Source organism: Pseudomonas sp. RL_105y_Pfl2_101, assembly GCF_963970585.1.
Classification (GTDB): Bacteria; Pseudomonadota; Gammaproteobacteria; order Pseudomonadales; family Pseudomonadaceae; genus Aquipseudomonas.
The window spans coordinates 176652-195427 of record NZ_CAXAPG010000010.1; the positions used below are offsets into that span (position 1 = coordinate 176652).

Here is an 18776-nt window from a genome sequence, read left to right on the forward strand (position 1 = left end):
TGGTGTGGCGAGGGAGCTTGCTCCCGCTTGGTTCTGTAGGCGCTGGCGAAGCCTGCGATATTTTGATCTTTCGCTTGAGACTCAAGTGTCTGGGGAACGATCGCAGCCTCGCTTCGCTCGGCAGCTCCTACAGACCTGTCCACGCGCTGACAAATTCTGCGGTTTCCACCTGCGGTGCGGTACGTGCTTCTTTCTGCGGCGTGCCCAGGTAAAGGAAACCGATCACCTCTTCCCCGTCTTCAAGGCCAAGCCCCCTGGCCACATGCGGCGAATACACCAGTTCGCCGGTGCGCCACACGCCGCCAACCCCTTGGGCATATGCCGCCAACAAGATGCCATGGGCCGCGCAGCCAGCCGCCAACAGTTGCTCGGATTTTGGGATTTTGAAATGGTCCTGCAAACGGGCAATCACCACCACGACCAGGGGCGCACGCAATGGGCCGTTGAGGGCCTTTTCCACGACGGCTTCCGCTACCAGCGGGTCATTGAACCGCGCTGCTTCGGCCAGCAGTTCGCCCATGCGATGCCGCGCCTGCCCTTCGACCGTCAGAAACCGCCATGGCCGCAACTGGCCGTGATCCGGCGCCCGCATCGCTGCGGCGAACATGAGTTCGCGCTGTTCCGGCGTGGGGGCCGGGTCCACCAGGCGCGGAACGGAAACACGATTGAGCAAAGCGTCGAGAGCCTGCATCGGCCACCTCCTGAAAAAATGTCCGGCTATTCTAGTGGCTGTGCGGCGAGTTCGTTAGCGCAAATTCCACGACTCGGCGCCCACTCGGCGCCGGGTGCCGGTTTACAGGACGCTTGTCGCAGGTAGAATGGCGCCCTTCCCTTTCAGCCTGAGCGGACTTCATGGCGTTGCCGACCCTGCGGATCATTGGTTTCATCATCGGCATCTTCCTGATCACCCTGGCGATCTTCATGGTCGTGCCCATGGCCACCCTGATGGTCTTCGAGCGCACCGGCGACCTGCCGTCGTTCCTCTGGTCGAGCATGATCACCTTCCTCGCCGGCCTGGCCCTGGTGCTTCCCGGACGGCCGGAACACATCCACCTGCGCCCGCGCGACATGTACTTGCTGACCGTCAGCAGTTGGCTGGTGGTATGTATCTTTGCCGCGTTGCCATTCCTGCTGACCCAGAAGATCAGCTACACCGACTCGTTTTTCGAAAGCATGTCTGGCATCACCGCCACCGGCGCCACCGTCCTCAGTGGCCTGGACACCATGTCCCCGGGCATCCTGATGTGGCGCTCGCTGCTGCACTGGCTCGGCGGTATCGGCTTCATCGGCATGGCGGTGGCGATCCTGCCCTTGCTGCGTATTGGTGGCATGCGGCTGTTCCAGACCGAATCGTCGGACCGCTCGGAAAAAGTCATGCCCCGTTCCCACATGGTGGCGCGGCTGATCGTGGCGTCCTACGTGGGCATCACCATTCTCGGCACCCTGGCGCTCTGGTGGGCCGGGATGAGCCTGTTCGATGCCATCAACCATGCAATGTCGGCGATCTCCACCGGCGGTTTTTCCACCTCGGACCAATCCCTGGCCAAGTGGACCCAGCCGGCGGTGCACTGGGTCATTATCGTCATCATGATCCTCGGCAGCCTGCCGTTTGCCCTGTACGTTTCGATGTTGCGAGGCAATCACCGAGCGCTGATCAAGGACCAGCAGGTCCAGGGGCTCATCGGGGTGTTGCTGGTGACCTGGCTGGTGCTCGGCACCTGGTATTGGGCGACCACCGACCTGCATTGGCTGGAGGCGCTGCGGCACGTGGCACTGAACGTGACGTCCATCGTCACCACCAGCGGTTTCTCCCTAGGCGATTACAGCCTGTGGGGCAATTTTTCGCTGATGCTGTTTTTCTACCTGGGGTTCGTCGGCGGTTGTTCAGGCTCGACAGCCGGCGGCATCAAGATCTTCCGCTTCCAGGTCGCCTACATCCTGCTGCGGGCCAACCTTAATCAACTGATCCACCCCCGCGCGGTGATCAAGCAGAAATACAACGGTCATCGCCTCGACGAAGAGATCGTGCGCTCGATCCTTACGTTCTCGTTCTTCTTCGCCATCACCATCTGCGTGATCGCCCTGCTGCTGTCGCTGCTGGGTGTGGAATGGATGACGGCGCTGACCGGTGCGGCCAGTACCGTGTCCGGCGTCGGCCCGGGGTTGGGGGAAACCATCGGGCCGTCCGGCAACTTCGCACCGCTGCCGAACGCGGCCAAGTGGATTCTGTCAGGAGGCATGCTGCTGGGCCGACTGGAGATCATCACGGTGTTCGTGCTGTGTATCCCGGCGTTCTGGCGTCACTGACCGCTTCAGGCTGGCTCGCCAACCGTGCCCGGTATTCGCCAGGCGTGGTGTCGAACCAGCGGCGGAAAGCCCGGAAAAAATTGCTCGGGTCAGCAAACCCCAGCAGATAGGCGACTTCCAGCAGCGTCATGCCCGGCTGCGCCAGGTACTGCTCGGCCAGTTCGCGACGAGTGTCCTCAAGCAATCGCTGGAAACTGGTGCCCTCTTCCTGCAAGCGCCGCTGCAAGGTGCGCTGCGACAGGTGCAGCGTCTGCGCGACCATGTCACGCTTGGGCTCGCCTTGGGGCAACAGTCGGCACAACACTTGTCGCGCCTTGTGGGTCACACGGCTTTCCGAAAAACGCGCGAGGTACTCGCCGGCAAACCGGTCATGCAACTGCGCCATGGCTTCGTTCGCCGTCGGCAGCGGCGCCTCCATGTCGGCCTGTTCAAAAATCAGCGCGTCATAAGGCGCACCGAACACCAGCGGCGCGCAGAAGGCTCGCTGATAAGGCGTCTGGTCCAGGGGTTCGGTGCCTTGGAACAGCACTTTTACTGGCTGCAAGGTACGTCCGGTCAGCCAGTTGCACAGAGCCAACGCACAGGCCAGGGACGCTTCGGCACTTTGCCGAGTGGGGGGCAAATGGTCGCCATGCACCGTCAGGATCAGCCCGTAGCCCTCTTCCAATCGACGAAAACTCAAGTCGGCGCTTTCGGCAATAATCCGCTGGTATCGCACCAGTCGCTGGAAACCCTCCACCAGCGTGCGACTGGACATCAAGGCGTAGCCCGCCACATGGAACGAGGCCGGGCGCACCACTTTACCCATGTTCAAGCCAATGGCCGGGTTACCGGACAATTCCACCGCCCGTTGCCAGAGCCGCGTCATCGAGTCCTGGGGGAACCGTGCATCCGGATCGTCCAGCGCATCAAAGTCCAGCCCCAGTTGCTTGAACAGCATCCGACAATCCAGGCCGTCCATTTCCAACGCCTTGACAATCCCCATCGCCCAGCTCGAAGAAGTCGTTCGTTCGTTCATGACGATTTACTTGCATGACGAGCCGCAGGATACGGCTGGATTTGCGAAGGATACTAAAGTGGCGCTGATTGTCACTGGCCGCTGCAAATGATCACTCTAGACTTGAGTGAGAAGCCTGCTGCATCGATCGCCAGAACAACAACCACAGAGAGCGCCGTCGTGGAAAACACCAAACGATTCAATACGTTCGCGGAGTTCTACCCGTATTACCTCGGCGAGCACAGCAACAGCACCTGCCGACGATTGCATTTCATCGGCACCTCCCTGGTCATCCTGATTTTCGTCATGGCCCTCGTCGTGGGTAGCGGGTGGCTGTGGCTCGCCCTGCCCGTGGCCGGCTACGGCTTTGCCTGGGTCGGGCACTTCTTCTTCGAAAAGAACCGTCCGGCCACCTTCCAGCATCCGTTCTACAGTTTGCTCGGCGATTTCGTCATGTACCGCGACATGCTGCGGGGCAAGGTTGCGTTCTAGCCAAAGGAGTGCCCATGAACCCTCATGCACGCTTTGCCCACATGCGGGACGGCACCCAGGAAGACTGGGCGATCATCGCAGCCGATTTCAGCACCTACGCCCGGCAATTACCGGAGCGGATCCTGGCCCATTTGAAACTGCTGGACGGCGATTTCGGTGGGTTCCCGGTGGATCGCCTGACCCACTCCCTGCAAACCGCCACGCGTGCCTACCGTGACGGGCGGGACGAGGAATACGTGGTCTGCGCCCTGCTCCATGATATCGGTGACACCCTCGGCTCGTATAACCACCCGGACATCGCGGCGGCAATCCTCAAGCCCTTCGTCAGCGCCGAAAACCTGTGGATGGTGGAAAAACACGGGATTTTCCAGGGCTATTACTTCTTCCATCACCTGGGCATGGATCGGCACCTGCGCGAGCAGTTTTTCGAACATCCGCAGCACCAGGCGACGATCGACTTTTGTGCGAAATATGACGCGGCGGCGTTCGATCCCGAGTACGACACTTTGCCGCTAAGCTTCTTCGAGCCGATGCTGGGAAGGGTGTTTGCCACGCCGAAGCAGTCGATCTACAAGGCGGCGATGACGCAGGCACCGGCCCTGTAGGAGCTGCCGAAGGCGGCGATCTTTTGATCTTGATCTTTCGCTTGAAATTCAATCGTCAGGGGAAAGATCGCAGCCTCGTTGCACTCGTCAGCGCCTACGGTTTCAAGCCGGTTCGGCGACTTTCAGTGCCTTCAACTGCGCTTCGCGTGCCTGGGCCTCCGCCAACCGATACAACTCGATCGACCCGTCCCAGTGCTCGATCAGCGCCGTGCAGGATTCGACCCAATCACCACAATTGAGGTATTCCACCTCACCCACTTTGCGAATCTCGGCATGGTGGATATGCCCACAGACCACCCCATGCAGTTCGCGCTTCACACACTCGTGGGCGATGGCTTCTTCAAAATCGCTGATGAAGCTGACGGCGGTCTTGACCTTGTGCTTGAGGTACGCCGACAACGACCAGTAGCCGTAGCCGTAACGGGCCCGCCAATGGTTGAGCCAGCGGTTCAGCGTGAGGGTGAACTCGTAGGCCGAATCCCCGAGGAACGCCAGCCAACGGTGGTACCGGGTGATGACATCGAACTGGTCGCCATGGATCACCAACAGGTGCCGACCATCGGCAGTGACGTGCACCGCTTCGTCCACCAATTGGATATTGCCCAGGATCAGCTTCGAATAGCGCCGCAGGAATTCGTCATGATTGCCGGTGACGTAGATCACTTCAGTGCCGCGCTTGCTCATGGTCAGCAAGCGACGAATGACGTTGGTGTGAGCCTGGGGCCAATACATGCCACCGCGCAGTTTCCAACCATCGATAATGTCACCCACCAGGTAGATCTTGTCGGCGTGGTAGCCCTTGAGAAACTGCGACAGGTGCTCGGCCTGGCAATCCCGGGTACCCAGGTGCACATCGGAAATCCACAGGGTGCGAACACGCTGTTTGCGGCTGGGTTTGGCGAGCTCGGCGCTGGTCATTGGGCAACCCTCTGATCGTTTTTGCCACTGTGCACGCCAGCGGTTAATGGCCCATGACAAACACAAGTCCATTGCATGACAGCGCCGGGCGTTGCGCCCTCGGTGTATGCTGGCGGCCTGACACGGGAGACCGCGATGAGACCGATCCTCACCCTACGCCACTACAGCCACGACTTGATCGTCCACAGCCATGAACATGCCCAACTGGTGTTCGGGCTGTCTGGCGCGCTGGATTTCGAGGTCGAAGGTCACGGCAGCCAGGTGGTGCAACAAAGCTTCGTGGTGATACCCGCCGGCGCACATCACGCCTGCGGCAGCCCCCACGGCAGCCGTTGCCTGGTGCTGGATGTGCCCAGTGATGACTGGGTCGGGCAATGCCTGGGGGATCACGCCAACGCCAGCCGCCGCTTGCTCGACGACACCGCTCGCCTGCCCCTGGATGCGGGGCAGAGCCAGTTGGTCAGCTGGTTGGCGGGCAGCCCGGTGGACGATCCGGTGATCGCCCAGCAAGGCGCGGTGCTGCTGCTGGCGAGTCTCAATAACGCTCGCCAGGCAACCCTCGGCGGCCGGCGCCTGCCCTACGCCGCACTCAACGCCCACATCGACCAGAACGCCGCCTATCCGCTGCAAGTGGCGGACCTGGCGCGAGTCGCCGGCCTTTCCAGCGCCCGCTTGCACGCGCGCTTCGTCGCCGAGTGCGGACAAACCCCGATGGATTACATCCGTAGCCGTCGCTTGCACAAGGCCGTGGCGTTGTTGCGTGATTCGCAGCTGCCCATCGGTGAGATTGCCCACCGTGTCGGTTACAGCTCGCAAAGTGCCTTCGCCGCGGCGGTGCTGCGCGAATTCGGCGCCTCGCCGGGCAAGCTGCGGCGTCAGCGCTAGATACGCGCTAAAAATCGCTAGGATCGCGACAGACGCCACCCTCTCCCAAACGCTTAAATGCCCTGTAGGAACTGAGTAGGAGCTGACGAGTGCAACGAGGCTGCGATCCTCCCCCAGACACTTGAATCTCAAGCGAAAGATCAAAAGATCAAAAGATCGCAGCCTCGTTGCACTCGTCAGCTCCTACGCGAGATTGATGTATCCACCGGTTTTATTGAAAGGATTGAAATGACACCCCGTACCGCCCTCGGCGCCCTGCACATTGGCGCACTCATGTTTGGCCTGACCGGTGTATTCGGCAAACTCGCCGCAGCCTCGCCGGCGGTCATTGTGTTTGGTCGCGCCATCTTCGCCGTGCTTGCCCTTGCGGTGTTCGCCCGGTTCGCCAGCAGCAGCCGCTGGCAGAAACTGCGGGCCCAGGATGACCGGCGATTGCTGCTCGGGGGACTGTTGCTGGCCGGGCACTGGGTGAGTTTCTTCATCGCCGTGAAGGTTGCCGGCGTGGCAATCGCCACGCTGGGGTTCGCCAGTTTTCCGGCCTTCACGGTGTTGCTTGAAGGGCTGATCTTCCGCGAGCGGATTCGCGCCAATGAAATCTGGCTGGTGGTGTTGGTGAGCATCGGCCTGGTGTTGGTCACGCCGAACTTCGACCTGGCCAGCGGCGCCACCACTGGCCTGCTGTGGGCCGTGGCCTCGGGGCTGCTGTTTTCCCTGCTGTCATTGACCAACCGTGCCGGGTCGGCACACGTGCCGCCGGTGCAGGCCGCGCTGTGCCAGAACGTGGTAGTCGGGTTGTGCCTGCTGCCGATGGCCGCGCCGCAATTGAGCGAAGTGCGCCCCATCGACTGGCTGTGGATCGGCTTGCTCGGCGTGTTCTGCACCGGCCTGGCCCACAGCCTGTTCGTCGCCAGCCTGGCGGTGATCAAGGCCCGCACGGCGGCAGTGGTGTTCGCCATGGAGCCGGTCTACGGCATCGCCATGGCCTGGTGGCTGTTCGATGAGAGCCCGACCCTGCGCATGCTGCTGGGCGGCGTGGTGATCATCGTGGCCATCGTGATCTCAAGCCAACTGGGCGGTTCGAAGAAACCGGAGGTCGGCGCCCAAGTCGCGTCTCACTGACCCCGATCGTTGTGGCCCAGGTCCCGCTCCGGGTCGATCCGGTCGCGGACCCGCTGCTTGAGGACCTTGGCTTCGGGAAAACCGCCATCGGCCTTGCGCTCCCAGATCTGCATGCCGTCGCAGCTGATGTGGAACACACCGCCGGTGCCCGGCACCAGCGACACCTTGCCCAGGTCATCGCCAAAGGTGCTGAGCAGTTCCTGGGCCAGCCAGGCAGCGCGCAACAGCCATTGGCACTGGGTGCAATACGTGATGACGACTTCCGGTTTACGTTCGGTCATTGCGGGTGGACTCTTGGGTTCGAAGGCGTCGTTATAATACCCGCCTTTGATCGCCCCCGAGATTGACGATGCGCCGCCTCTTGCCCCTCCTGTTGCTGTTGCTGTTGCTGTTGCCCTTGCTCGGCCATGCCAAAGAGCCCACCGTCGAAACGCCACGCCCGAAAATCGGCCTGGTGCTGTCCGGCGGTGCCGCACGGGGGCTGGCCCACATCGGTGTGCTCAAGGCTCTGGAAGAGCAAGGCATCAAGATCGATGCCATCGCCGGCACCAGCATGGGCGCGGTAATCGGCGGGCTGTATGCCTCGGGCTACAAGATCGACGAACTGGAAAAGCTCGCCCTGGGCATCGACTGGCAACAGGCCTTGTCCGATGCGCCGCCACGCAAGGACGTGCCATTCCGACGCAAGCAGGATGACCGGGACTTCCTGGTAAAACAGAAACTGAGCTTTCGCGACGACGGCAGCCTCGGCCTGCCCTTGGGGGTCATCCAGGGCCAGAACCTGGCCCTGCTGCTCGAAAGCCTGCTGGCCCACGCCAGCGACACCCGGGACTTCGACCAACTGCCGATCCCATTTCGCGCAGTCGCCACTGACATTGCCACGGGCGAAAAGGTCGTGTTTCGCAAAGGCCATCTGCCCAAAGTCATTCGCGCCAGCATGTCGATCCCGGCGGTGTTCGCCCCGGTGGAACTGGACGGCCGGCTGCTGGTGGACGGCGGCATGTCCGACAACATCCCGCTGGACGTGGCCCGGGAAATGGGCGTGGACGTGGCTATCGTGGTCGACATCGGTACCCCCCTGCGCAATCGCAAGCAACTGGTCACGGTGCTCGACGTGCTGAACCAATCGACCACCCTGATGACCCGACGCAACTCCGAAGAGCAACTGGCAACCCTGAAAAAAGACGACGTGCTGATCCAGCCGGCGCTGGCGAGCTTCGGCGCCACCGATTTCGGCCAGGCCCAGGACATGATCGATGCCGGTTATCGTGCCACGCGGATACTCGATGCACGCCTGGTTCCCCTACGCCCATCCGAGGCGCCCGACGCCGAGCTCATGGCCGCGCGCACCCCAAGCGAGCGCACGCCGGTCATCACCGCCATTCGTGTGGAGAACGACTCGAAAGTCGGTGATGACGTGATCCGCTATTACGTTCGCCAGAAGATCGGTGAGCCGCTGGACCTGGGCCGCCTGCAGACCGACATGGGCACGCTGTACGGCCTGGATTACTTCGAGCAGGTGCAATACCGCGTGGTCCGCAAGGGCCCGGATCACACGCTGCTGATCAACGCCCGAGGCAAACGCACTGGCACCGACTACCTGCGGCTGGGCCTGAGCCTGTCGGACGACATGCGCGGCGACAGTGCTTTCAACCTGGGGGCCAGCTATCGGGTCAACGGCATCAATCGCCTCGGTGCCGAATGGCTGACCCGGGCACAAATCGGCGACAAGCAGGAGCTGTACAGCGAGTTCTACCAGCCATTGGATGTCGGCTCACGCTACTTCATCGCCCCCTACGGGCAATTCGAATCCCGCAACGTGGAGTCCATCCTGAACAACGATCCGGTGGCCCAGTATCGCGTCGAGCGCTATGGCTTCGGGCTGAACCTGGGCCGCCAGATCAGCAACAACGGCGAAATCCGCTTCGGTGTCGGCCAGGCCTGGGGCAAGGCGGATGTGCGCATTGGCGACCATGACCAGCCCAGCGAAAACTTCAATGAAGGTTTTTATGAGCTGAAGTACTCCTTCGACTCCTTCGACAACGTGTATTTCCCCCACGAAGGGGAAGACATCGGCCTGACCTGGCGCCAATACGAACCGGGGCTGGGTTCCGACCAGCGTTACCGCCAGTGGGAGTTCAAACTGGACAAGGCCCTGAGCCGCGGCCCGGACACCTTTATCCTGGGCGGTCGCTACGGCCGCACACTGGACACTGCCGAGGTCGTGACGTCCAGCTTTGTGCTCGGTGGCGCGCGGCAACTGTCAGGCTTTCGCGAAGACGGGGTATCCGGGCAGAACATCAGCTTGATGCGCGCCGTGTATTACCGTCGCCTCACACCGCGGGCCTACCTGCCACTGGACTTTCCGCTGTACATCGGTGGCTCATTGGAACGCGGCCGGGCCTGGAACAACGACAACGAATTCGACAGCGGCTACATCAACGCCGCCAGCGTTTTCCTCGGTTTCGATACACCGCTGGGACCTCTGAACTTCAGCTATGGCTTTAACGACGAAGATGAACAGGCGGTGTATCTGAACCTGGGGCAGACGTTTTGAGGGGCTGCCTGGACAGGATTTGACAGCCTGATAGGCCGGTGATGTTGGCTGTGCTGCCGTCATCGCGAGCAGGCTCGCTCCCACATGGGGGGCGGAGTGTTCGCGGGATGACTGTTCACCCAAGATCCCTGTGGGAGCGAGCTTGCTCGCGAAGAGGCCGGTTGACTCAACATCCATTCATAGCTTCAGCGAATCCCGGCCAGCAGCACCCGGGCGGTCTGCTTGAGGGGTTCGTCGCCCTCTTCGAGCAGTTCTTCAAGCAAGGAAGCGGCAGCTTTCAGGTCTCCATCGTCGATGCAATTCTGTGCCTGTTCCAGCTTGACCGAGGGTTCCGGGGCCTGAGGTTCGAGGGGCATGGTGTCCAGAGAAACAGGTTCAAGGGCCTGCGGCTCGAGCGCCAGCGCCTGTTCTTCATCGGCAAAGCTATCGAGGAAAGCATCGTCCAGCGACTCGGTTTCCAGCGGCGCTTCCCATTGCAGGTCCAGCTCATCGCCCCCTGAAAGCGAAAAGCTCTCGGCGGCATGGGGTGAAACAGCCTCTTTTTCAGCCGTGTGGTCCTGGGCATCGGCGAGGTCCCAGCTGGTTTCCATGGACAGTGCATCCAGGTCCAACTCGAACTCGTCACCAGGCACCGGCTCACGTTCAGGAACAGGTATCGGTGCCAGAGCAGGTACAAGAACCGGTGCCTGAGGTTGTACCGATGCCACTGTCGGCGCGGCGATCATGGCAACCTTGGGGTAGCGCCCGCGGATCTCCTCCAACGTCCCGGCATCGATACCCTGTGCCAGTAGATGATGTTCCTGAGCCTGGAAACCGATGACATCGCCCTGCTTGCCCAGTACCTCCAGCAATTTAAGGCCCAGGTCGGTACGTTCCGGCTCCGCCAGCAACGCAGCGCGCAACAATCCGGCGGCCTCGGTGAATCGACCGTAGGTCAGGTAGATTCCGACGCCCTCCAGCACATCCCCCTGGGGCGTATCCCCGTTATGGAACGATGCCGCGGTCTCGGACGACCGCGTATCGGGGATTGATGCAAAGGTTTCGTCATCCTCCAGCATCGGCTCGGGACGCCCGACCATCGGTTCCAATTCGGCCTGCTGCTGCCGACGCCGAACGAACAGTAACAACGCCAGCAACCCCAACAGGCCCACCAGCCCCGCCACCCATGACCAATTAGTGCCCTCTGGCTCTGCAAGCGGTTCTGTCGCGGGTTGCGCGTCTGGAGCCGGTTCCGATGCAGGAAGCGCCGGTTGCGGTTGCGGTTGCGTCGATGCAACAGGGGCTGGCGCAACCTCGGCCAGCCGGGTCTGCAATTCGCTGATCTGCTTGCGCTGGCCAGCGAGTTCCTCGTCCTGGGCCTGGAGCCGGGCCTGCAGTTCATCGATAGTCTGCTGTTGCTGCTGGTTTTGCAGCGCGCTGGCGGCCAATTGCTCATCGGACGCGGCGGGGGGCAGGTCGACAGGGGTTGCAGCCGACGTCGGCAGCACGGCCGAATCGGGCAACAACAAGCGCTGGCCGATGGAAAGCCGGTCGCTGCCGGGGTTCAAGGCCTGGATTGCTTGCGTCAACTCATTGACCGACGCGTTGCTGCCAGCATCATGCAGGCGCTTGGCGATGAGCCAGGGGTTGTCTCCCGGCACGACGGTGTAACGTTTGCCCTGTACCGCCGGGGGCGGCTTGATGACCGGCATCGCGGCCTGCGGGGCCTCGGAAGGTTCGTCACCGGCCGGCACGATACCCGGTGTACCCGGCGGGTCGATCAGCACGGTGTACTCGCGCAGTAGACGCCCGTTGGGCTGATTGAGCTGTACCAGGAAATTGAGAAAGGGTTCCTCCACCGGTTTGCTGGAGGTCACCCGAATGAAGCTGCGCTCCCCGCGCAGTACCGGCGTGAAGCGCAGGTTATTGAGAAAGAACACCCGTTCCACACCCGCACGACTGAAATCGTCCGGGCTCGCCAGGCTGGCCGACAGATCGCCCTCACCGATCCCGGCCACATCGACCAGGGCGATATCGGCGCGCAACGGCTGGTTCAGGGCGGAATGAAGCGTGATCTCGCCAAACCCCAGTGCCGACGCCAAGGTCGAATACCCCAGGGCACCCACGACGACCGACACGTTGACCCAACTGCGCAACGTGGACTGCAAACTTTCAAGCATGGGTATCCCTTTCGACTACCAGACTGAGCGTAAACGCATCCAATACGATCACTTAGTACTGGTTATAGTTCGCTAATCGCCGAATCTCAAAAGTCTGACGCCAGGGATATGCCTCAGGATTTTTCCAGGTTGGCCAGGATCGTACCGTGGACCCGCATGCACACGCGCATGTCCGCTTCGTCGACACCTTCGAACAGCTCACGACGCAGTTGCGTGGCAATGGTTTCGATTTGTTCGATCAACGGTAGCGCCGCTGCGCAAAGCACGATTTTCTTGGCCCGACGGTCCTCGGCTACGGCTTGGCGCTGCACCAGCCCCTGGGTTTCCAGGCTGTCGAGCAACCGGGCCAGGGTCGGGCCTTCGACGGCGACACTTTGGGCCAGTTCACGCTGGGTCGGCGCCTGTTCGAAACGGGCCAGGTGCAACAGCACCAGCCAACGTGCCTGGGACAGGCCCAGGCCGGCCAAGCGACGATCCAGTTCGGCACGCCAGCCTCGAGACATTTGCGCCAACTGCATGCCAAAACGGTGTTGATCGGTTAACGGCATAAAAAACTCATCAGATCTGAAATAGAGAAAAACTAATTATTAGTCAGCTAAGCATGAGCTTTGGATTCAAGCAAGGCTCGCCTTGTACTGAATCGTTAAAGGACCGCAACTCACTGATCAGACTTCAAATTCCGACTGCAACGCAGCCCTGACGCAATACAGCACACCTTCGGGAACCCGTCCTACAAACAGTGCGGCAACTTCGGACACTGGCGGCAACTCGCCTTCGCCATCCAGGAAGGCATCCTGCACCTCCCCCATTAGTTCTTCGGGTAGATCCAGCGCCTGCTCCAGCGACAACTGCTGTTTGCTGATGGCCTCGGCCAGCATCGTATAGACGTTCTTTTCCGAGCACTGCAGTTGCCCGGCGATCTGCAATGGCGTCATGCCGGCCCGGGCCAGCGTGATGAGCTCGTGGCGCACATCGGCCACCGCTTTCGGTGCTTCGGCCTCGCCGCCCAGGACCTGGAGGAAGGCCTCGCCATAACGCTCCAGCTTGCGCGCCCCCACGCCACTGACCCGGGCCATTTCCGCCAAAGAGGTGGGCTGGCTGCGGAGCATTTCCAGCAGCGTCGAGTCGGGGAAGATGACGTACGGCGGGACGCCGTGCTCCTCGGCCAGCTTGCGCCGCAAAGCACGCAAGGCTTCCCATTGATCGCGTTCTTCGCCACGCACCAGTTGGCTGGCCTGGCTCTTGCTGCTCTTGACCGCCGTTGCCGGCTTGAGGTCGCGACGCAGTTCGAGGCTGACCTCGCCTTTGAGCAAGGGCCGGCAGCTTGCGGACAAACGCAGGCCGCCGTAGCCCTCCAGGTCGATGTCGGCCAGACCGCGGGCCACCAGCTGTCGGAATAATGAACGCCACTCACTCTCGGTGCGCGCCTTGCCCACGCCAAACACCGACAGGTGCTGGTGGCCAAAGCTGCGAACCTTCTCGTTGTCCTTGCCCAGTAACACGTCCACCAGATGCCCGACACCGTAGCGCTGGCCGGTGCGGAAAATGGCCGACAAGGCCTGGCGGGCCGGCTCGGTGGCGTCCCAGGTTTCCACGCCATCGACGCAGTTGTCGCAATGCCCGCAAGGCTGGGGCATGTCTTCGTCAAAATAGGCCAACAGGGTCTGGCGACGGCAGCGGGTTTCTTCGCACAGCGAGAGCATTGCGTCGAGCTTGTGCTGCTCCAGGCGTTTGTGGCGCTCATCGCCTTCGGAGTTCTGCAACATCTGCTTGAGCATCACCACGTCTTGCAGGCCGTAGGCCATCCAGGCATCGGCCGGCAAGCCGTCACGGCCGGCACGCCCGGTTTCCTGGTAATACGCCTCGAGGGACTTGGGCAGGTCCAGGTGCGCGACAAAACGCACGTTAGGCTTATCGATGCCCATGCCGAACGCAATGGTGGCCACCATGATCAAACCTTCCTCGTTGAGGAAGCGCTTCTGGTGATAGGCCCGCAGGTCGTTGGGCAGCCCGGCGTGATACGGCAACGCCGGGAACCCCTGCTCACACAGGAACGCGGCCACTTCATCGACCTTCTTGCGTGACAGGCAATAGACAATGCCGGCATCACTGCGGCGTTCGGCGAGAAACGCCAGCAACTGCTTGCGCGGCTGCTCCTTGGGCACGATGCGGTAGAAAATATTGGGGCGGTCGAAGCTGGACAGGAACCGCTCGGCATCCTGCAAGTGCAGGCGCTCGACGATTTCCTCGCGGGTGCGCTTGTCGGCGGTGGCGGTCAGGGCGATGCGCGGCACGTCGGGGAACAGTTCCGCCAACTGCCCCAGTTGCAGGTATTCGCGACGGAAGTCGTGGCCCCATTGGGACACGCAGTGGGCTTCGTCGATAGCGAACAGGGCGATTTCCAGGCTCTGCAGGAACGCCAGCATGCGCGGCTGCACCAGGCGCTCCGGGGCCAGGTACAACATCTTCACTTCGCCGCGCTTGATGCGTGTCGCCAGGTCCCGCTGTTGCTCGGCACTGAGGGTGGAGTTCAGCGAAGCAGCGGCAACCCCCAGCTCCTCCAGGGTTGCGACCTGGTCGTCCATCAATGCGATCAGCGGCGAGACCACCACGGCCAGGCCGTTGCGCAACAGCGCCGGGACCTGGAAGCACAAGGATTTGCCGCCGCCGGTGGGCATGAGCACCAGGGCATCGCCACCGCTGGCCACGCGCTCAATAATGGCACCCTGACGGCCACGGAAACTGTCGTAGCCGAAGATGTCCTTGAGGACGCGTTGAGCCTGTTCGAGCATAAAAACTCCAAAAATCACCGAAACATCCCTGCAAGGCTGGTTCAGAATCACAAACGCTGCACCGGCAAATCGTAAGTGTGCGTTTCGAACCGGCAGGACGCCGCAGGGCATCACAAAACGCGGCAGTATACCCGAGGCCTTCGTTGCAAAGGGGGCTGCTGACAGGAGGTGATCAAGTAGGCGATTGCACGCCATGCGCCCTGTAGGAGCTGCCGAGTGCAACGAGGCTGCGATCTTTCCTCTGCCAATTGCATCTAAAGCGAACAACCAACAGAGCAGGGTCAGGATCAAAAGATCGTCCGAACGCGGCCCGAGCCTTCGGCAGCGCCTACAGGGGTCGCGGTCCACCCGTGCGCCCATGTAGAGGCAAATACGCCGGGCGGCTGGCCTGGGCGCTCAAGAAGGCCTAGAATTCCCGCATTGTTTATTCCCCAAGGTAGCCCGTAATGTCCTTCGCTGAGCAACTGACCCGCCTGCAAGTCTTCCTCGACGCTGATGAGCTGCACGAAGAGGCGCTGGACTACGTGGCCGCTCACGGCTATCTGACCGCCCTGTCCATCTGCGCAGAAACGGTGCCGGACCGTGAGTGGATCGACGCCCTGTTTGCCGAAGAGCCGCATTACAGCGACGAAGCCCAGCGTGCCGAAATCGAAGCCACGCTGGTCGGCCTCAAGGCCCACATCGCCCGCCAACTGGCTTCCGACGAAGAATTCGAACTGCCATGCGACCTGGACCTGGGCGATGACCCGGACGATTCGGAGCTGCGTGGCTGGTGCATCGGTTTCATGGAAGGCGTGTTCCTGCGCGAAGCCGCCTGGTTCGAAACCGCCGAAGAAGAAGTCAGCGAAATGCTGCTGCCGATCATGGTGGGTTCCGGCCTGTTCGACGAGCAACCGGAATTTTCCGACATCGCCGCCGACGCCAACCTGATGGACGACATGATCGTCCAGATCCCCGAAGCCCTCACGGCCCTGTACCTGCTGTGCAACGCACCGGACGAGAAACCGGCGATCCTCAAGCCTCGCCACCACTGAGTGACTGGGTGCCCTCGCCTGTCGGCAATCGCCCGCTGATCCTGCGTTACGTTCTATTGGCCATTGGCTGGCTGAGCGTAGCGCTAGGGGTCATCGGCATCTTCGTTCCCGTATTGCCCACCACCCCTTTCCTGCTCCTGGCGGCGGCCTGCTTCGCCCGCAGCTCGCCGCGCTTCTACCAATGGCTGGTAGAACATCCACGCCTCGGCCCGTGGATCCGTGACTACCTCAGTGGCAACGGCATCCCGCTCAAGGGTAAGGTCTATGCCATCGGGCTGATGTGGGCGAGCATCCTCTTTTCCTGCTACCTGGTGCCCCTGCCGTGGGCCCGGGGGTTCATGCTCACCAGTGCGGTGCTGGTGACGGTTTATATTCTCAGGCAGAAAACGCTGCGCAAGCCTTAAATCGTGAAGAGGCAGCGAGCAGGTATTCAGCTGTTTTCATTCACAGTAGAATTCGTCTCACATCCATTCGCTGGAACATCACCACTGCCGTAGCCTGGCATCGGTCCACATCGAGGAGAGTCTGTGAAACTGATCAGGCTGGAACTGGAAAACTACCGTTGTTTCCCTACATTAACTCTTGAATTGGACCCCCAATTGACCTTGCTGGTCGCACGCAACGGTCAAGGCAAGACGAGCCTCCTGGATGCCATTAAGGTCGCGTTGTGGCCCTATGTTCGCGGTTTTGATCTCGGTAGCACCACCAACGACACTACCGGCATCCACCCAGAGGACGTTTTCTTACGCCCTCTCGCAGCGCATCAAATGGAACCATCTCTTCCCGCACGGCTAACTGCCCACGCCCTTTTTCTGAACATGCCTTGGAAATGGTCACGGCGTCGGGAGAGCATCCGCAAAGGCACGCAAACCCGCGGGGATGCAGCAGCCACCTTGCTGGAAACTACCGCCGAGACGCTTGAAGTGCGGATTTTTGACGGAGCAACGGCTGGCCATCAAGACCCCTTCGACTTGCCAGTCCTAGCGTACTACGGCACAGGCCGGCTCTGGAGTCAGAAGAAGCTGACTGCTGCTCATGAAAAAGCTGAAAACGCCGAGTTCTCAAGAACTTATGCCTATCGCGACTGCCTTGATCCGGCCTCAAGCTATAAACACTTTGCCAAGTGGTACACTCGAATCTTTCGCAGCTATCGCGAGGAGCAGATTCGCAGTATTGAACGTGGGAAGCTAAGCGTTGATGTAAAGGACGAATTCGCACATCCGGTATTGGCTGTACAGAATGCAGTGAATGCCGTCCTCGCTACCCGGACGGGATGGCGAGATCTGGCATATAGCAGTGAATTTTCCGACTTGGTGCTGGAACATCCATTTCATGGTGTGTTGAAGGTCAGTCAGCTCAGCGATGGGATCCGCAATATTGTCGCCTTGGCTGCGGACATCGCTTATCGCTGCGTAAAACTCAATCCGCATCTGGGCATCATGGCTCCGAGTAGAAGCACAGGTGTGGTTTTGATAGATGAAGTCGACATGCACCTGCACCCGGCGTGGCAGCAAACCGTCGTACCTGATCTCCTCGATGCTTTCCCCCATATCCAGTTCATCGTGACAACCCATAGCCCTCAGGTGATCACCTCCGTACCAGCGCACTGCATCCGTGTTCTCCAAACCGAAACCGACGAAAACGGGCGACGGGTAACAGTGAGCAATGTGGATCAACAAACTCAGGGGGTCGCCAGTTCCCAAGTGTTGGCGTACGTCATGGACATCGATCCGACACCCGACAATGAGCCAGCTCAAAAAATGAGCGAATACATGGGATTGATTCAGCAGAACCTTCATGAAACAGCACAGGGCCAGGAACTGCGCAGTTATCTGGATGAGCATTTCGGTAGTCAGCATCCGAATATGCTCGATTGCCATCGACTGATCCGGTTGGAAACGTTCAAACGCAAGCAGCTGATAAAACAGTAAGACAAGGAAACTGGGTACATGCGAAAGCTTGTTCGAGGTGAAGGGCCCCACTGTCTTACCCGCTACAGACACGGATTGCACAAGTGGTCGTTACAATCTCCGACCTCGGAGGAACGTGATCAGCTCTGGGAAAGTCTCCAAGCCATGCAAGATACTCGTTGCGCTTATTGCGAGGCTGATATCAGAAAACCCGGCCACGCACACATTGAGCACTTTCGACAACGAGACAGATACCCACAAGGCACATTCGATTGGAGCAACTTATTTGGCTCCTGCTGCCGGGAAGATGCGTGCGGTAAGTTCAAGGACAGTTGCGACCCGTATGATCACAGTGTCTTGCTCAAGCCTGACGTGGACGACCCGGATGACTACTTCGTTTTCGTCAGCGACGGCACCATCGTCCCACGGGCTGATCTGGACGATAGGTCACGGCAAAGGGCGATTGATACCTTGCGGATATTCAACCTGGATGCTCAAAACGGAGCGCTACGTGAAATGAGGCGCGAGGCCATACGTCCTCATCGGGATACGGCACAAGCCCTCATGGAAATGTCTGAGGATTGTCCTGAAATCGATTTTCTTAAGTTCCTTGAAGAGGAAGTTCAGACAATCGCGAGCTTGCCCTTCTCTACTGCGATCCGGCACACGCTATCGAACAGGTGTTGACCGAAACCACTACGCAAAAAGGTGCTTTGCTGGCGAAGCGTACGCTGGATTACGCCAGCCAGAACAGCATACCCTTCTGTGGCGAGGGAGCTTGCTCGCGCTGGGTGGCGAAGCCGCCTGCAATGGACCTGACGTGCTCTTAAAGACAAACCGCAGCAGCCGGTTTCACGACTGCTGCGCAGCCGAGCGGGAGCAAGCTCTCATCAAACAAAATCCATCCCCTTGTTCTTTAAGCTTTTTTAAGCCGCAACCAATCGGACACCCAGCTTTGTAGCCTTGCGCTGCAAAGCTCTAAGCTGACGATCACGGCTTTT

17 protein-coding genes are annotated in these 18776 nt (G+C 60.6%); 10 read left to right on the forward strand and 7 right to left on the reverse strand.

Annotation, left to right across the window (positions count from 1 at the left end; genetic code table 11):
- Nucleotides 1-127: 127 nt before the first annotated feature.
- Complete coding sequence (locus AACY31_RS14345) at nucleotides 128-691, reverse strand: NAD(P)H nitroreductase (RefSeq protein WP_339480448.1); 564 nt, start codon at nucleotides 689-691, stop codon at nucleotides 128-130.
- A gap of 161 nt (nucleotides 692-852) precedes the next feature.
- Between AACY31_RS14345 and AACY31_RS14350 the strand changes: the two genes are divergently transcribed.
- The gene (locus tag AACY31_RS14350; RefSeq protein WP_339480450.1) at nucleotides 853-2307 is read left to right on the forward strand and encodes a TrkH family potassium uptake protein; all 1455 of its coding nucleotides are present in this window, start codon (nucleotides 853-855) and stop codon (nucleotides 2305-2307) included.
- Here AACY31_RS14350 and AACY31_RS14355 read toward each other — a convergent pair.
- Nucleotides 2264-3325, reverse strand: coding sequence for an AraC family transcriptional regulator (locus tag AACY31_RS14355; RefSeq protein WP_339480451.1), 1062 nt, complete (start codon nucleotides 3323-3325; stop codon nucleotides 2264-2266). The two genes, AACY31_RS14350 and AACY31_RS14355, sit on opposite strands and share 44 nt — an antisense overlap.
- Before the next feature lie 159 nt (nucleotides 3326-3484).
- Here AACY31_RS14355 and AACY31_RS14360 point away from each other — a divergent pair, with 159 nt between their 5' ends.
- Together AACY31_RS14360 and AACY31_RS14365 are read left to right on the forward strand one after the other, a co-directional pair.
- Nucleotides 3485-3796, forward strand: coding sequence for a DUF962 domain-containing protein (locus AACY31_RS14360; protein WP_339480453.1), 312 nt, complete (start codon nucleotides 3485-3487; stop codon nucleotides 3794-3796).
- Between the two features lie 14 nt (nucleotides 3797-3810).
- Complete coding sequence (locus AACY31_RS14365) at nucleotides 3811-4401, forward strand: HD domain-containing protein (protein ID WP_339504650.1); 591 nt, start codon at nucleotides 3811-3813, stop codon at nucleotides 4399-4401.
- 102 nt (nucleotides 4402-4503) lie between these two features.
- Here the strand turns inward: AACY31_RS14365 and AACY31_RS14370 are convergent, their stop codons facing one another.
- Nucleotides 4504-5319 carry a UDP-2,3-diacylglucosamine diphosphatase gene (locus AACY31_RS14370; protein ID WP_339480457.1) on the reverse strand — a complete coding sequence of 272 codons (816 nt, stop codon included), beginning with the start codon at nucleotides 5317-5319 and terminating at the stop codon, nucleotides 4504-4506.
- A 135-nt stretch (nucleotides 5320-5454) separates the two neighbouring features.
- Here AACY31_RS14370 and AACY31_RS14375 point away from each other — a divergent pair, with 135 nt between their 5' ends.
- Together AACY31_RS14375 and AACY31_RS14380 are read left to right on the forward strand one after the other, a co-directional pair.
- A complete protein-coding gene (locus tag AACY31_RS14375) occupies nucleotides 5455-6204 on the forward strand; it encodes a helix-turn-helix transcriptional regulator (RefSeq protein ID WP_339480459.1) in 750 nt (249 codons plus the stop codon).
- Nucleotides 6205-6432: 228 nt separating this feature from the next.
- Nucleotides 6433-7323, forward strand: coding sequence for a DMT family transporter (locus tag AACY31_RS14380; protein WP_339491393.1), 891 nt, complete (start codon nucleotides 6433-6435; stop codon nucleotides 7321-7323).
- Here the strand turns inward: AACY31_RS14380 and AACY31_RS14385 are convergent.
- A complete protein-coding gene (locus AACY31_RS14385) occupies nucleotides 7317-7604 on the reverse strand; it encodes a SelT/SelW/SelH family protein (RefSeq protein WP_339480463.1) in 288 nt (95 codons plus the stop codon). The genes AACY31_RS14380 and AACY31_RS14385 overlap by 7 nt on opposite strands.
- A 68-nt stretch (nucleotides 7605-7672) precedes the next feature.
- Between AACY31_RS14385 and AACY31_RS14390 the strand changes: the two genes are divergently transcribed.
- Entirely contained in the window at nucleotides 7673-9880 is a 2208-nt protein-coding gene (locus tag AACY31_RS14390) for a patatin-like phospholipase family protein (RefSeq protein WP_339504652.1), read from the forward strand.
- 185 nt (nucleotides 9881-10065) lie between these two features.
- Here the strand turns inward: AACY31_RS14390 and AACY31_RS14395 are convergent, their stop codons facing one another.
- The 3 genes from AACY31_RS14395 to recQ form a co-directional block, all read right to left on the reverse strand.
- A complete protein-coding gene (locus AACY31_RS14395; protein WP_339491391.1) occupies nucleotides 10066-12039 on the reverse strand; it encodes a FimV/HubP family polar landmark protein in 1974 nt (657 codons plus the stop codon).
- Nucleotides 12040-12152: 113 nt separating this feature from the next.
- Nucleotides 12153-12587: a MarR family transcriptional regulator gene (locus tag AACY31_RS14400; protein ID WP_339480470.1), complete on the reverse strand. Its 435-nt coding sequence runs from the start codon at nucleotides 12585-12587 to the stop codon at nucleotides 12153-12155.
- A gap of 117 nt (nucleotides 12588-12704) precedes the next feature.
- Nucleotides 12705-14831, reverse strand: coding sequence for a DNA helicase RecQ (gene recQ / locus AACY31_RS14405; protein WP_339480472.1), 2127 nt, complete (start codon nucleotides 14829-14831; stop codon nucleotides 12705-12707).
- A gap of 446 nt (nucleotides 14832-15277) precedes the next feature.
- Between recQ and AACY31_RS14410 the strand changes: the two genes are divergently transcribed.
- The 4 genes from AACY31_RS14410 (at nucleotide 15278) to ptuB (ending at nucleotide 18462) form a co-directional block, all read left to right on the forward strand.
- Entirely contained in the window at nucleotides 15278-15865 is a 588-nt protein-coding gene (locus AACY31_RS14410) for a UPF0149 family protein (RefSeq protein ID WP_003198997.1), read from the forward strand.
- 8 nt (nucleotides 15866-15873) lie between these two features.
- A complete protein-coding gene (locus AACY31_RS14415; RefSeq protein ID WP_046062963.1) occupies nucleotides 15874-16269 on the forward strand; it encodes a YbaN family protein in 396 nt (131 codons plus the stop codon).
- 123 nt (nucleotides 16270-16392) lie between these two features.
- A complete protein-coding gene (locus AACY31_RS14420; protein ID WP_339504654.1) occupies nucleotides 16393-17796 on the forward strand; it encodes an AAA family ATPase in 1404 nt (467 codons plus the stop codon).
- Between the two features lie 18 nt (nucleotides 17797-17814).
- Nucleotides 17815-18462, forward strand: coding sequence for a retron Ec78 anti-phage system effector HNH endonuclease PtuB (gene ptuB / locus AACY31_RS14425; protein WP_339480479.1), 648 nt, complete (start codon nucleotides 17815-17817; stop codon nucleotides 18460-18462).
- Nucleotides 18463-18776: the final 314 nt, after the last annotated feature.